This is a genomic window from Frankia sp. AiPa1, assembly GCF_023243075.1.
In the GTDB taxonomy this organism is placed as follows: domain Bacteria; phylum Actinomycetota; class Actinomycetes; order Frankiales; family Frankiaceae; genus Frankia.
The window spans coordinates 44,306-58,688 of the sequence record NZ_JALKFZ020000182.1; the positions used below are offsets into that span (position 1 = coordinate 44,306).

The following is a 14,383-nucleotide window of genomic DNA, read 5'->3' on the forward strand; positions in this document are numbered from 1 at the left end:
CGACCCCGACCCCGCTTTTGTCGGTCGGCTACAAGCATCGGCCGTCCCTCTCGGCGCCACCAGCCCTGGGCCGGACACCACCGCGGCTGCCAGGGTGGACCCCACAGCTCGACGTAACCGGTCGAGGGCAGCGGCGCGGCGGCCACGGCTGTACCCGCGGGGCGCTGACGGTGGTCGTCGAGGGAACACGTCGGCGGGAGCCGCCGACGAGCAACGCCGGGGCGGCGACGGTCCTGCCGTCCCGGCATGGATGAAGGGACGAGCGGATGGCACACGAAAGAATCATGGTCACCGGGATCGGCGCGATGACCCCGCTCGGCGGCGACCTGCCCACCAGCTGGGACGGCCTGCTCGCCGGCGCCTCCGGCGTGAGCCTGATCGAGGACGACTGGGCCCGTGACCTCCCGGTCCGGCTCGCCGGCCGCCTGCCCGTCGACCCAGCGGCCCGTCTTCCCCGCACGGAGGCCCGCAAGCTCGACCGCGGCGAGCAGATGGCGCTCGTCGCCGCCCGCGAGGCCTGGGCGCATGCCGGTCGGCCCGAGGTCGACCCGCACCGCCTCGCGGTCGTCATCGGCACCGGCTACGGCGGTGTGCAGTCCACCCTCACCCAGCACCGTATCGTCGAGGCCGGCAGGGCCCGCCGGATGTCCCCGCACGCGATCATCATGCTGATGGCCAACGGCCCGGCGGCCTGGGTCGCCATCGATCTCGGCGCCCGCGCGGGTGCCCGCACCCCGGTCAGCGCCTGCGCGTCCGGTGCGGAGGCGATCGCGCTCGGCATGGAGATGATCGAGCATGGGCAGGCCGACGTCGTCGTCGCCGGTGGCGTCGAGGCACCCGTGGACAATCTGCCGCTCGCCGCGTTCGCGCAGATGCGGGCCCTGTCCACCCGCCACGATGACCCGGCGGCCGCCTCACGGCCCTTCGACACCGACCGCGACGGCTTCGTCCTCGGCGAGGGGGTCGCGATCGTCGTCCTGGAACGCGAGTCGTTCGCCGCCGCCCGCGGTGCCCGCCCGATCGCGGTGGCCGCGGGCCAGGCGGTGAACTGTGACGCCGTCGACATCGTCACCGCCGATCCCGAGAACCAGGCCCGCGCGATCACCACCGCGCTCGCCCGCGCCGGGGTCGCCCCCACCGACGTCGACCTCGTGCACGCCCATGCCACCTCGACCCCCGCCGGCGACCCGCGGGAGGCGGAGGCGATCGAGACGGCGATCGGCAGCCATCCCGCCGTCACCGCCACCAAGTCGATGACCGGGCACACCCTGGGCGCCGCCGGCGCCATCGGCGCGGTCGCCACCATCTGTGCCCTGCGCGACGGCCTCATCCCGCCGACCCGCAACCTCGACACCCTCGACCCGGCGGTCAAACTCGACGTCGTCACCGGCACCGCCCGCGCGGGCGTGCTGCACGCCGCGGTCGCCAACGCCTTCGGCTTCGGCGGCCACAACGCCGCCCTGGTCTTCACCGCCGCCTGACCCCCCGCCGCCTGGCCCCCGCCCTCCGACCCACCGCTCCCCGGCCCACCGCCGCCCAGGCCACCGCCGCCTGGCTCGCCGCCCTCCAGCCCACCCGCCCACTTACCTCCTGCGCCCGCCCCTCGCCCTCGCCCCGCCCCCCATGCCCGCGCTCCCAGCCCGGCAACTCCCGCCCACATCCCATGATCGCCACGCCGTGCGGTCGGCCGGCGGGCAAGATCCGCCTAACCAGGTCGTCGTGGGGGGCAAATCGGACACGAAGACCCCCGCGGCGACCTCCTTGGATCTTGGCCTCGCCAGCGCCGTCACGAAGAGTGGCTTTGGGCCGCCGGGGTTCTCCGGTGGAGGCTGGACGGCGGGTGGGCACTGTCTGGCGGTGGAGGCCGGACGGCGGGGTTCAGGGGAGCAGGTCGCTGCCGTGGCGGCGGTAGAGGTCCGCGACCAGCTCGGGATCCGGTGCGCCGCCGGGGGGCATCGCCGCGCCGATGTCCGTCATGAACCGCAGCCCGGCGTCTCCCGGCGTCCACAGGCCGAGCACCCGCACCGGTGAGCTGTCCGGATTGGCGAAGGTGTGGCGCACTCCGCGCGGCGCCATGCAGAACGTGCCGGCCGCGGCCTCGACCGGATCGTCATGGCCGTAGGTGAGCAGCAGCACCCCGTCGAGGATGTACAGGGCCTCGTCGAAACCGTGGTGCGCGTGTGGCACGGGGCCCGCGAAGCGCGCCGGGACGAGCATCTCCGCGGCGGCCAGCGAGTCCACCCCGGGCGTCGGCTCGGCGAGCACCGCCATCGGCTGCCCCGCGTACGGGAAGGTCCGCGCGTCCACCGGTCGGATCACCGCGCCATGGGTCATGGACCCCAGTATCTCAGCGTGGCGCGGCGGGATCCGAGCCGCGCGCCGAATGCGAGCGGGTGGCGGGCACGGGCAGGGGCACGGCGGCGGACGGGGGGCGCTCGAACGCGATGCCGCAGGGATCCCCGGGCGGGGGGACGCACGGCTCGCACTCGGCCTCGACGGTGACATGGGTGATGCCGTGCCGGGCGGCGAGCATCCCCCGGATCTCGCCGGCCACCTCGCGGGCCTGGGCCAGGCTCGGATGCCCGCCGTCACCACCGTCGCTCACGTCCAGGTGGCCGAGCGCGACGTGCACCGAGGCGGCGAACACCCGGTCGGACAGGCTCCAGACGTGCAGGTCGTGGACGTCGAGAACGTGATCGTGGCCCAGGATGTCGGCCCGTACCGCGTCGACGTCGAGGTTCTCCGGGGTGGCCTCCAGCAGCACCCGCGAGGCGCTGACCAGCACCCGCACCCCCTGCGTGGCGATGAGCAGGGAGATCGCCAGCGACACCGCCGGGTCGAGCCAGTACCAGCCACCGACCAGCCAGATCACCAGGCCGCTGGCGGCCACCGCGATCGACACCGCGGCGTCCCCGGCCAGGTGCAGCACGGCGGCCCGGGTGTTCAGGTCGGCGTCACGCTCGCGCACCGCCAGCGCACATCCCCCGTTCATCACCGCGGCGACCAGGGCGACCACCGCCACGAGCGGGCCGTCGACGCTCGCCGACGACCCGAGCCGGCGCAGCGCCTCGACGGCGAGCAGCGCCGTGACCACCAGAATCGCCGCGGCGTTCGCCTGGGCGGCGAGGACCGGCCAGCGCACCCCGCCGAACGTGCGGTGCGCCGAGGGCGGGCGCCGCGAGAGGATCAGCGCGACCAGTGCGAGGGCGACCCCGGCGGTGTCGGTCAGGTTGTGCCCGGCGTCCGCGAGCAGACCCACCGACCCGGCGGCGAACCCCGCGACCGCCTGCAACCCGACGATCACCAGGTTCAGCCCGGCCGCCGTCCACAACCGCCGCCGCTGCGCCGCCGTCGTCCGCCCGAGCGCCACCCCGTGCTGATGGCTGTGACCGGCATGACCCTGATCGCCACGACCCCGCGACGCCCGACCACGCGCCTCACGACCATCAGCATGATGATCATGTTTCTGGGTGTGGGGTCCCTCGGCCGGATGGCCCGGGCCACGGTCGCGAAGAGGCCCGGTCATGACACCCTTCCATCCGCGTGGGCGGTTCCCGCCGTCACCGGATCCGCCGCGGCTGGGCCGAGAACGCGGGTCACCCCGGCGGCCGGACCGGGGTCGACGTCGGGGTCGAGGTCGGGGTCGAGGTCGGCGACGAAGGCGTGTAGATGGTCGGGATCCACCGCGAGCACCACCTCGAGCAGGTCACCGAGCGCGTGGCGCAGCTTGCCGTCAGCCAGCTCGTACCGCTGACGGCGACCCTCCGGCGTCGCGACGACCAGGCCGCAGCCACGCAGGCAGGCCAGATGGTTGGACAGATTCGTCCGGCTCACCCCGAGCACCTCGGCCAGCTGCGACGGGTAGGCCCCGCCCGAACGCAACACCAGCAACAGCCGGGCGCGGGTCGGATCGGACAACGCATGCCCGAACCGGGCCAGAACCTCCGCCGACGACGCCGCGGTAACCATGCCTCGACGGTACAGCGGATGCTGACGTCAGCCAACCCTGAACCATCGGCCCGCGGCACCGCGGATGATCTCCGACGAGCGCGGACGTCCGCGGGGCGGGGGTGTTCAGGCGTCGAACAGGGCGCTGACGGATTCGCCGTTGTGGATGCGCCGGATCGCCTCGGCCAGTGGTGGCGCGACGGTGAGCACGGTCAGTTTCGGCGCTCGTTCGGCGAAGGGCACCGGCACCGTGTTGGTGCACACGATCTCGGTGACCTCCGGCTGGTCGGCGATCCGCTTGAGCGCCCCGGACGAGAACAGCCCGTGCGTACAGGCCACCCGCACCGAACGAACGTCCAGCTCCCGCAGTCGATCCAGCAGCTCCAGCACCGTCGAACCCTTGGCGATCTCGTCGTCGAGGACGATGACGTCACGGCCGGCGACCTCGCCGATCACGGTGGAGATGGTCACCCGGTCGTCGGCGAAACGCTGCTTGGCACCGGCCGCGACCCCCACCCCGAGCATCCGGGCGAACGCCGCCGCCTCCTTCGCGTTGCCGAGATCCGGGGAGACGACGGTGGTGTTCGACAGGTCGAGGCGGCGAAAGTGCGCGGCCAGCTCCCGCAACGCGTGCAGATGGTCGACCGGAACACTGAAGAACCCGTGCACCTGCGGCGAGTGCAGCGTCATCGCCAGCACCCGGCTCGCCCCCGCCGCCACCAGCAGGTCGGCGACGAGCCGCCCGCCGATGGAGATGCGCGGCGCGTCCTTCTTGTCCGAACGGGCGTAGGCGTAGTGAGGGAGTACGACGGTGGTCCGCGCCGCCGAGGCCCCGCGCGCCGCGTCCAGCATGAGCAGCAGCTCGACGAGATTCTCCTGCACCGGGGTGACGAGCGGCTGGATGAGGAACACGTCGCGTTCCCGGCAGTTCGCCGGCAGCTGCACCTCCAGGCAGTCATTGGCGAAACGCTGCACCCGCACCCGGTGCAACGGCACCCCCAGATGCGTGCAGATCTCCTCGGCGAGGGTGGGATGGGCACTGCCGCTGAAGACGGCGATGTCGCGCACGGTCCGCTCCTGTGTTCTGCTCTCCGGCGTCCCGCCCCGTTGCGGGCCCGCGGCACGCTCCGCCAGTCCCGGCCACGCGAGTTCCCGTCGCGCCACCGCGTCCACGGCACCGCGACGCGGCATGCCTCGACCCGCCGCCGATGCGACGCGGCCGCCACGACACCGGCCGTGCCTGGCGCGCATGCATCGGACCATGGTGCCGTTCGGAACATGGTGCCGTGACGCGCGGCCTGACCGAACGTCCCCGATCGCCCCGGATGCTACCGAGCCAACGCCCGTTCACGCCCCCTTTGCCGTCGCGTCTCACATCCGCGGTTCGGGCCCCGCGCGTAGGCGACTCACGTCAGCTCACGCGGCGCGCAGGGCGTCACGCAGGGCCACCCGGGTACCGGAGCGTTTCACCGCGTTGCCGTAGACCCGGCCCGCCAGCCACACCAGCGCGACGATCAGAGCCACCGTCAGCGCCAGAGCGACCAGCACCTGCCACACCGCCACGCCGCCGATCCCGATCAGCATGGGCATGAGGATCGGCGCGAACAGCGGGATCATCGCGAGGATCAGCACCAGGCCGCTGTCCGGCGACGCCGGCAGCACCGAGATCCCCACCACGTACGGGATGACCAGCATCACCATGATCGGCATGGTGACGCCGGTGGCTTCCTCCTGCCGGCTGACCAACGCCCCCGCGCTGGCGAACAGCAACGCGTACATCGTGAACCCGAGCAGGAACCACAGCAACGCCAGTGCCACCGAGCCCACCGCGAGGCCCGCGGGCATGCCGAGCTGCCCGGTGGCCAGCCCCAGGCCCACCCCGACCACACCGGTGAGCGCCAGCTGGGCGAGGGCCACCACACCGATGCCCGCCACCTTGCCCGCCATCAGCTGCCAGGGGCGCACCACCGCGAGCAGCAACTCCACCACCCGCGACGACTTCTCCTCGATCACGCCCTGCGCCACCAGCGGACCGAAGGAGATCAACGAAATGTAGATCAGCCCGCCGGCGAGCAACCCGAGCAGCAGCCGCGAACCATGGTGCTCCTTCTGCGGGCGCAGCGTGGCGACATCGACACCAGCGCTCTGGATCGCCCGGCCCACCGTCGCCGGATCGCCGCCGAGGGCAGCGATCCGCCCCTCCAGCGCCGCCTGCCGCGCGGCCACCGTCAGCACCGAGGTGAGCCCGTCACCCAGATCGTTCTTCACCGCCACCCGGAAACTCCCCGACGCGGTGAGCTGCGCGAACGCGTCCGCGTCGCCGTCAAGGACAGCCTGGTCACCTGCGGTCGCGTCGGTGACGGTACGGATCCGCACCTCGACGTCCAGCGAGCGGCCGGCGGCCACGATCGCCCCGGCCTGGCGGCCGTCCGCCGCCGTGAGCGCCACCGTCTTCGCCGACGACGACCCGCCGACCGCGTGCAGAACCAGCACCGTCGCGGCGATCCCCGCGACGAACAGGGCCGTGGTCACCCGGTACGCCCGGGACCGCAGCCGCAGCACGATCTCCCGCGTCGCCACCAGCCGTAGCACCCGACCCGACCCGAGGGTGCCGGCCGTGGGATCCAGCTCGCTGGTCATGACGTCGGCTCCGCCGAGGCCGCCGGCTCGGGCGTCACCGGCGCCGGCTCACCGGCAGACCCGGTTTCCGCGGCGGATCCCACGTCCCCCGCCGGGCCCGTTCCGTCAGGAAGCCACGGTTGCTGGGCCGGCGCCGACGTCCCGGGCACGGTCGACCGCTCGGCGGAGACGGGCTGCCGAGGTGGCGTGGACTGCCCGGGCGCGGCCGGCGGCTCCGACACCGCTGGTCCCCGCACCGCTGGTTCCCGGCGGGACGTGGGAGCCGGCATCGCGGGCGCCGGCATCGCGGGCGCCGGCATCGCGGGAGAGGCTGGGGCCGGCACTGGGGGATGAGGGTCGGCCTTTTCCGCGGCATCGCTCTCCGCGGCGTCGCTGACGACCTCACGGAACAACTCCGCGAGCGACGGCCGGCGGCGGCGGAACTCGCGAACCGGGCCGAGGGCCAGCGCCGCGCGCAGCACCACCTGGTCGTCGCCATCGAGGGTGAGCTCCAGCACCGTCGACGTGCCCTCGATCGCCGACGCACGCACGCCGGGCAGGCCATCCGCCCAGCCCCTGGGCGCCGCGGGAACATCCACGACCAGGCGACTCGGCCCCGCACCACGCAACGCGTCCACCGTGTCGCAGGCGACCATCCGCCCGGCCCGCACGATCCCGACCCGGTCGCACAGCCGCTCGACCAGCTCCAGCTGATGGCTGGAGAACAACACCGGCACCCCGGCCGCGCGCCGCTCGGTGAGCACCTCGCTCATCACATCGACCGCCACCGGGTCCAGCCCGGAAAACGGCTCGTCCAACACCAGCGCCACCGGGTCGTGCACCAGCGCCGCCGCGAGCTGCACCCGCTGCTGGTTGCCGAGGCTGAGCTTCTGCACCTCGTCGTCACGCCGCCCGGCGACACCGAGCCGCCCCGTCCAGCGCTCCACCGCCTGGCGGGCCGCCGCCGGGCCGAGCCCGTGCAGCTGCGCGAGATAGCCAAGCTGCTCGGCGACCTTCATTCTCGGGTAGAGGCCACGCTCCTCGGGCATGTACCCGATGCGCCGGCGGGCCGCCAGGTCCAGCGGGACCCCGTCGTAACGCACCTCACCGGCGTCGGCGGCGAGCACCCCGAGGATGATCCGCATCGTCGTCGTCTTGCCCGCACCGTTGCTGCCCACGAACCCGAACAGCTCACCGGCCCGCACCTCGAACGACATCGCGTCCAGCGCCACGACATCGCCGTACCGCTTGGACACCCGGTCGATTTCCAGCCGCCCGTCGCCCATCCCACCGCCTCTCCATGACACTCAGACGCGCGACCGACGCACCGACCAGGATGCGCACCGACCTGGACGCGACGCGCACCGACCTGCGCTGGCCTTCACCCGGGATCAACGCTCCGCACGGTACCGCCCTGCCGGACACCGCGGCACGACCAGCTGATCGCCCATGCTTCCCCGCGCCCCGCCTGCCGTACACCCTGACCCGCGGAAGACGGGGCCAGAGTTTTTCTCGCGGACCATGATGGTCCGTCACAGCTCTGACTGATCGCGAAGTCGGACCTGTCAGGAGAGAGCGGTCGGCGCGGGAGCCGGGTTTTGTTGTTGATCTTGTTGGAATGGGGCGGAAATTTCGTCAACACCGTTGATTATCTTGGTGGTGACGGTCATCCATCGTTTCCGATCTTGTCGCCGGACACCGCGCGAGACCCGCCGTGCAGGCGATCGCTCACCCCTATCCCCGGCCGCTCCCAGGCGGCGTGGCCGCGCCCCCCTCCCCCGCCCGCACCCCGCACAGGGTCCTGCCCGACCGCCGCGATTCCTCCTTGGCTCGCGTCCTGGGCCGGCAGCCGCGGCCGTCCCCTGCGTTCCACACAGGCGGCCCGGCCAGCCGCCTGGTACTCAGCGACTGACCTGCGTTCTCAAGCTCGCGACATATGATCCATACCGAAGGTGACGACCGCAGGCCGAACTCTTCCGTTCTGGCCGCGGGGTTCGTTGTCCTAGATGTGGCCTCCGCACGATGATGCGGGATCCGATCGATCGGCCGCTCGGGCAGCGCGTTGTCGCCGCGGTCAACCAACCCAGCGGGTTCCCGGAGGGGAGTTATGGTGCACGCGCGCCGGCAGCGGCCGGCTGTCACGCCTTCTGATGGATCGACACCCAGGGCGGATGCGGTTGCGCGCACCCGTCGATACGTCCTCACCGGTGCCCCCGGCGCCGGCAAGACAACGGTCGCGCGAGTGTTGGAGATGCGCGGAGTCGCTGTGATTCACGAGGCGGCCACCGACGTGATCGCGCAGCGTCAGGCCGCGGGCAGGCCGCAGCCGTGGCAGGACCCGGATTTCCTCGACCTGGTCATCGCGGCGCAGCGCGAGCGCCAGCAGGCTGCAGCGAGACGCCACGAGGTGCAGGTCTTTGACCGCTCTCCGCTGTGCACCCTGGCGCTGGCCCGCTACCTGGAACGGCCGGTCACCCGATCGCTCGCCGAGGAGATCGACCGGGTGCAGGGCTATGCCGTCTACCAGCGGAGTGTGTTCCTGATCCGGCCGATCGGCTTCGTCACGGCGACGGCCGCGCGCCGGATCTCCTTCGAGGACTCGCTGGTCTTCGCGCGCATCCACGAGGAGGTCTACCGGGAGCACGGTTACGACCTGGTCGATATCCCCGCCGCTGATGCCCGCGCGCGGGCATCCATGATCGAGCAGCACATCGAGGAGACGATGCCCGGGCCGGACCCGAGCGCGCTCCCCTAGGTTGCTCCTCGAGGATCTCCGGCTCGCGGCCGGGTTCACCCGGTACGTCTCGCTGTCCGTGATGATTTTCGGGGGTGGTGTCGCTCCTGGTGCGCGGGGATGTCGCTTCTACCGGATTTTCTGTCCGATTTGTCTCGACGGTCGGACCGGCTCCTCCCCCGCTCGTCCCCGCGCTGCACCGTGTCTGGCCCGGGGGGCTGTGTCTGGCCGGGGGGCTGGTCTGCCTGCGAGGCTGAGCCTGCCCCGTGGGGCCGTGCTTGACCGTGACACGGTGTCAGGCCGTAGACCGGTGGGGACATGATGACAATCGGAGACTTCGCTCGCCACGGCCGGGTGTCGGTGCGGATGCTGCGCCACTACGACCGGATCGGGCTGTTGCGGCCCGCCCGGATCGACGCGGCCACCGGCTATCGCCTCTACACCGCCGCGCAGCTGGCCCGGCTGCACCGCATCGTCGCGCTCAAGGAACTCGGCTTCGGCCTCGCCCAGGTGCAGGACATTCTTGACGAGCAGGTCAGTGCCGAGCAGCTGCGCGGCATGCTGCGCCTACGCCAGGCCGAGCTGCGCGTTCGGATCGCCGCCGACACCGCCCGGCTGGCTCAGGTGCGCGCCCGTCTCCAGACGATCGAAAGCGAGGGGACCATGCCCACCACGGACGTCACCATCAAGGACCTGCCCGCTGTGCGCGTCGCCGAGCTCGCCGGCACCGCCCGGGCGATGGACCCGCTGTCGATCGGCCCGGTCGTGCGCGCCCTGTTCGACCAGCTCGCCACCGCACTCACCGCCGCCGCGGTGACCCCCGCCGGCCCCGCGATCGCCTACTACCGCGAGGCCGGCGGCCACGAGACCGTCGCCGTCCACGCTGCCTTCCCCGTGAACGTCCCCCTTCCCGCCGACGGCGCGTCCTCCGCCGACGCGACCGTCCCTGCGGTCACCACCGCCGCTGCCCTCGCCGGCGTGCGCATCGTCGATCTTCCGGCGGTCCCGGCGGCCGCGGCCATCGTCCACGAGGGCTCCATGGACGACTGCATGCCCACCTACCAGGCTCTCGCCCGCTGGATCGAGCAGGCCGGCTACCGCGACGCCGGCCCCGGCCGCGAGATCAGCCTCGCCTGCCCCGCCGACCCCGCCGGTTGGATCACCGAGATCCAACAGCCCGTCACCCGCCGCTGACCACCTGATCCGCCCGTATCCACACCGTCACCTGTGCGCCGTCCCCGCGTCCCATCAGACACCACTCGGCGTCTGCCGCCCGTTCCTCCGTCACGATCGGAATCGCCTTACCCGTCAAGATCAGATGCGGCGCCGGTCGCTGTCAACACCGTTGATTATCTTGCTGTCCGTGGCCATGGCGGCGGCTGGCGGACCTCCTGACGCCGATCACTGGCGTCTCGGATGGCGGCCTGGCGGGTTTCGGACGGCGGCGCGGATGCCGTCGTATTCGAGCCAGGGATCGCGCAGGACGTCGGGCCAACGGGCGTCATGGCCGTGGCGTTTGATCCGGTAGTAGGCGGCGCGCCGGGTGCGGGCGGAGGTGTTGCCGCCGATGTTGTGGCCGAGCAGGTAGTGGGCGAGCAGCAGGTCCCCCGCCCGGCCGCGGATCTGCTCGGGCTCGGGCAGCGGGATCGGCGGGTAGCCGCCGGCGGCGATCAGGGCATCCGGGCCGTGGGTGCGGAAATACTCGGCGTGGGTGAGATGGGTACCCGGCCACACCCACAGGTTGCCGCCGTCGTCGTCGGGCTGGTCGGTCAGCAGCACACCGGCGAGCAGGGTGAACGTCCCGGGCCGGCCGTCGGGCAGGTCGGGGCCGACACCGTCGAGGTGGTGCATACCGGGCCGGTGCGGGAACGGCGGGATGTTCAACGCCACCTGCACCTGCCACGGTGGCACCAGGGTGCCCGGCCCGGTGAGCGTCTCGGCCAGAGCGAACGCGCCGCTGCCGGTCAGCAGGGCGCCGAGCGAGGGCGCCGCCGCGGCGGTCGGAAAGTAGTTGTGCGGGCCGCGGACGTCCGGCGCCGGTGGGTCGGCGGCGACCAACCCGTCGACCACCTGTGACGCCTCCGCCACCAGCCGCGCGGGCACCGCCCCCGGTACCATCACGAATCCCCGCTCCGCGAACTCCCGCAGGTGGCCCAACGCCTCCGTGCGGTCCTCTGCACCCGGTCGGTCCTCAGAATCGCGCCGCGACATGCGCTCGAGCGTAGATCGAGGGATGGCGGCCGGCGAACCATTTTCTCCGCCTCGTGCCCCTCCCCGATCGACCGTCGGCACGTCCCTGCTCACATCATCGGCGCCGACCGGCCGAAGACTGCGTCACTCCCCCACCCCTTCAGCTCTCCTGCGCCGGCGACAGCGAGCTCGAAGGCCTCGCCGTCGGGGCTGGCGACGACGACGGTGTAACCGTCCGGGCCGGGCACGGCGAACGCCGCGCGGGCGACGTCCACCGTCCAGCCAGTGGTTCCATACCCGGGGCCGAGTGCGGGATGGAGGTGTCGAACGTCGGCGCATCGGGCATCTGGGGTGGACGCCTGCGCGAAACTGTCCGCGTTTGCGGTCGTCACGCGGCCTCATGCCTCACAGGGAGCGATGTGGACCCGGGCACACGTTGGCGGTGCCTGGCTCCACCGGACCCGGGGCGGCCTGGTGACAGCACGACGCGTCCCCGGGCCCGGCCTGCTCACTCGCTAAAGTCCGGGCACGATGCGCAGGTCGCGAACCGCGCCGCCGTCGAGGGCGGCAAGGGCTTTCTGATAGGCGGCGCTGTCATGCGCGGCCTGAGCGGCTTCGACCGAATCGAAGGCGATGAGGACGGTACGGGTCGTCTCCCCGGCCTCGTAGGTCAGCTCGGGCAGGCCACGGGCCAGGAAGGTGTCGCCGGCGGCACGCAGGGCCGGACCGGCAAGCTCCGCGTACGCCGCGACCTTGGCCTCGTCGACGATCTTCTTGTACACATTGATCCAGTAGGCAGTCATGAGGCCATCGTGCCCGTGGCCGGGGGCCGGGAGGTCAGCTCCCGGCGATCGGGGCATGAGCTCACGCACGGCGACCACGAGTTCCTGGCTGTTCCACCTCGGCTCGCTGGGGGTGGTTGTGCGAGCCGCGCACGTCCGGCCCGGGCGGAACGGTGTCGACAGGTCCGTCGACAAGGTCCGACGCGGGGATGTCGCCTCTACCGGGTTTTTCGTCCTGTTTGTCCCTTCGTAACCCCGTAGAAGCGACACGGAGGTTTTCCGGGGCCGATCCGTCGTCACGCACGGCGGCGAGCAGGGCGGTGGCGGGTCAGCGGTGGGGAGAGGGCTCGCTGGTCGTGACGACCGGGCGCGAGACTTACTCCTCCCGAGGCCGCCGCGGCCACTCGCGCGCGAGCCCCGCTCGCCTCATGTGCCGACGGTGTCGGGGCGGCACAGGGGGCATCGGTCGGTGCCGTCCCAGGTGTTCCAGCCGAAGACGGCCAGGGACAGTGCGCTGGTGTCGAGCTCGGCGCGCACCGCGGCCCGGTAGTGCCAGACCGCGTCGAGGTAGGGATGGTAGGCGTCGTGAAACGCCGCGGACGACAGCGCCGCGCCACCGGCAACGACGCGTCGTAACTCGCGCAGCCCCTGGAACATCGCCTGGCCGGCGCCGACGACGGTGTGACTGGCGTCGAGGAACAGCCGCTCGCGCACCTCGTAGATTCCCGCCTCGACCAGCGCGGCCCGGGACGCCACATCCGGATCACCACCGCCCGGACCATCCTGGGCGATCTGGGCGAGCTGGCGCAGCCGGGAGTGGGCGATTCCCGCGGCCGTGATGAACGCGATGTAGACCTCGCGCCGCTGCTGCGCCCGAACCTGCTCCGCGGTGCGCCGGCCGCCAAGATGATCAGCGAGCACGGTTCCGGCTATCGCGATCGCCGCACCGCTGAGCGTCGCGACCAGCGTGCCCCAGTCCACCCGACCTCGCACCGGCTAGAACGAACGGGCCGACGACCCGTCGCGGTTGCCTTCGTGCCCCCCAGGCTAAGGCATCCCGACCTGGCGATGATGCCCCGGAGATACGACCTGACCGCCCGCGTGCAGCCCCGGCGTCGCGGACGGCGAGTGGCCGTCCCGCCGGCGGTCGTCGTCGCCGGGGGAGCAGAATTCGGTGGCGTATGGGCCCGGCTTCGCTACGCTGTTTGGCTCGTGGAGGATGCGGCGGAGCTGAACCGGGCGCGTTGGGACGAACTGGCGAGCCTGCACGGGCAGGACGACTACTACGACGTCGAGGGTTTTCTCGCCGGGCAGCTCATGCTCGCCAGGCGGGAGCGCGACGAGACGGCCGCGGCGGTCGGATCGGTGGCGGGCCTCGATCTCCTTCATCTGCAGTGCCATTTCGGGCTGGGGACGCTTTCCTGGGCCCGGCTCGGGGCGCGGGTCACCGGCCTGGACTTCTCACCGATCGCGGTGGAACGAGCCCGGTCACTCGCCGCCACGGCCGGGATCGACGCACAGTTCGTCCAGGCTGACGCGCAACGGCTGCCGGCGCCCCTGGCCGGCTCGTTCGACGTCGTCTTCGCCTCCTACGGCGTGTTGTGCTGGATCGCTGACGTCCACGCCTGGATGGCCGCCGCGGGCGCGGCCCTGCGTCCGGGTGGAGTCCTGGTGCTGGTGGATGGGCATCCGCTGACGCAGATGATCGACACGGTGGAGCCGGTTCGCTTCGATTTTCCCTACCAGGGTGGCGGCGCCCACCGCATCCGGTCGACCAGGTCCTACGCCAGCAGCGCGACCAGGTTGACGGCGACCCAGACCGTCCAGTACCCACACGGCCTGGGCGAGATCGTGACCGCCGCGGCGAGTGCCGGGCTGCGCGTCGACGCACTGACCGAACACCTCGATGCCGACGGCCCGCAGGGCCGCGGGGATCAGATGCGGCGTGGCCACGATGGCCGGTGGCGGCTGATCCTCGCCGGACAGCCCGTCCCGGTGGAGTTCTCCCTGCGCGCCACGCGGACCACCGCAGCGGGTCCGCACGAGACGGTTTCGCCTGCCGACGTCCCATCGCGCACCTCGGGGTGACCGCCTCGCACCGCCGATCCCG

At 72.3% G+C, this 14,383-nt stretch carries 13 protein-coding genes and 1 pseudogene; 4 read left to right on the forward strand and 10 right to left on the reverse strand.

The window, feature by feature from the left end:
- Nucleotides 1-266: 266 nt before the first annotated feature.
- Complete coding sequence (locus tag MXD95_RS24255) at nt 267-1,481, forward strand: beta-ketoacyl-[acyl-carrier-protein] synthase family protein (protein WP_250643037.1); 1,215 nt, start codon at nt 267-269, stop codon at nt 1,479-1,481.
- Between the two features lie 397 nt (nt 1,482-1,878).
- On the opposite strand, the gene MXD95_RS24260 is transcribed toward MXD95_RS24255, so the two are convergent.
- The 6 genes and pseudogenes from MXD95_RS24260 to MXD95_RS24285 all read right to left on the reverse strand — a co-directional run.
- Nucleotides 1,879-2,334, reverse strand: coding sequence for a cupin domain-containing protein (locus MXD95_RS24260; RefSeq protein ID WP_250643038.1), 456 nt, complete (start codon nt 2,332-2,334; stop codon nt 1,879-1,881).
- Between the two features lie 13 nt (nt 2,335-2,347).
- A complete protein-coding gene (locus tag MXD95_RS24265) occupies nt 2,348-3,370 on the reverse strand; it encodes a cation diffusion facilitator family transporter (RefSeq protein WP_250643039.1) in 1,023 nt (340 codons plus the stop codon).
- A gap of 152 nt (nt 3,371-3,522) precedes the next feature.
- Entirely contained in the window at nt 3,523-3,969 is a 447-nt protein-coding gene (locus MXD95_RS24270; RefSeq protein WP_250643040.1) for an ArsR/SmtB family transcription factor, read from the reverse strand.
- 105 nt (nt 3,970-4,074) lie between these two features.
- On the reverse strand, nt 4,075-5,016 hold the full coding sequence (locus MXD95_RS24275; RefSeq protein ID WP_250643041.1) for a ribose-phosphate diphosphokinase: 942 nt from the start codon (nt 5,014-5,016) through the stop codon (nt 4,075-4,077).
- A gap of 348 nt (nt 5,017-5,364) precedes the next feature.
- The gene (locus tag MXD95_RS24280; RefSeq protein ID WP_250643042.1) at nt 5,365-6,588 is read right to left on the reverse strand and encodes an ABC transporter permease; all 1,224 of its coding nucleotides are present in this window, start codon (nt 6,586-6,588) and stop codon (nt 5,365-5,367) included.
- A gap of 359 nt (nt 6,589-6,947) precedes the next feature.
- A pseudogene (locus MXD95_RS24285) lies at nt 6,948-7,853 on the reverse strand (ABC transporter ATP-binding protein); the annotation flags it as partial.
- Nucleotides 7,854-8,674: 821 nt separating this feature from the next.
- Between MXD95_RS24285 and MXD95_RS24290 the strand changes: the two are divergent.
- On the forward strand, nt 8,675-9,322 hold the full coding sequence (locus tag MXD95_RS24290; RefSeq protein ID WP_285223756.1) for an AAA family ATPase: 648 nt from the start codon (nt 8,675-8,677) through the stop codon (nt 9,320-9,322).
- 300 nt (nt 9,323-9,622) lie between these two features.
- A complete protein-coding gene (locus MXD95_RS24295) occupies nt 9,623-10,495 on the forward strand; it encodes a MerR family transcriptional regulator (RefSeq protein WP_285223757.1) in 873 nt (290 codons plus the stop codon).
- Between the two features lie 207 nt (nt 10,496-10,702).
- Here MXD95_RS24295 and MXD95_RS24300 read toward each other — a convergent pair whose 3' ends face one another.
- The 4 genes from MXD95_RS24300 to MXD95_RS24315 all read right to left on the reverse strand — a co-directional run bounded on the left by MXD95_RS24300 (nt 10,703) and on the right by MXD95_RS24315 (nt 13,254).
- Complete coding sequence (locus MXD95_RS24300) at nt 10,703-11,512, reverse strand: phytanoyl-CoA dioxygenase family protein (RefSeq protein ID WP_250643044.1); 810 nt, start codon at nt 11,510-11,512, stop codon at nt 10,703-10,705.
- Nucleotides 11,513-11,601: 89 nt separating this feature from the next.
- Nucleotides 11,602-11,883 (reverse strand): hypothetical protein, encoded by a 282-nt coding sequence (locus MXD95_RS24305; protein WP_250643045.1) that lies wholly within the window; start codon nt 11,881-11,883, stop codon nt 11,602-11,604.
- Between the two features lie 123 nt (nt 11,884-12,006).
- Nucleotides 12,007-12,294 carry a DUF1330 domain-containing protein gene (locus MXD95_RS24310; RefSeq protein ID WP_250643046.1) on the reverse strand — a complete coding sequence of 96 codons (288 nt, stop codon included), beginning with the start codon at nt 12,292-12,294 and terminating at the stop codon, nt 12,007-12,009.
- A gap of 405 nt (nt 12,295-12,699) precedes the next feature.
- Nucleotides 12,700-13,254 carry a CchlQ gene (locus tag MXD95_RS24315; RefSeq protein ID WP_250643047.1) on the reverse strand — a complete coding sequence of 185 codons (555 nt, stop codon included), beginning with the start codon at nt 13,252-13,254 and terminating at the stop codon, nt 12,700-12,702.
- A 231-nt stretch (nt 13,255-13,485) separates the two neighbouring features.
- On the opposite strand from MXD95_RS24315, the gene MXD95_RS24320 reads away from it, so the two are divergent.
- On the forward strand, nt 13,486-14,361 hold the full coding sequence (locus MXD95_RS24320) for a class I SAM-dependent methyltransferase (protein WP_250643048.1): 876 nt from the start codon (nt 13,486-13,488) through the stop codon (nt 14,359-14,361).
- The last annotated feature ends 22 nt before the right edge of the window (nt 14,362-14,383 follow it).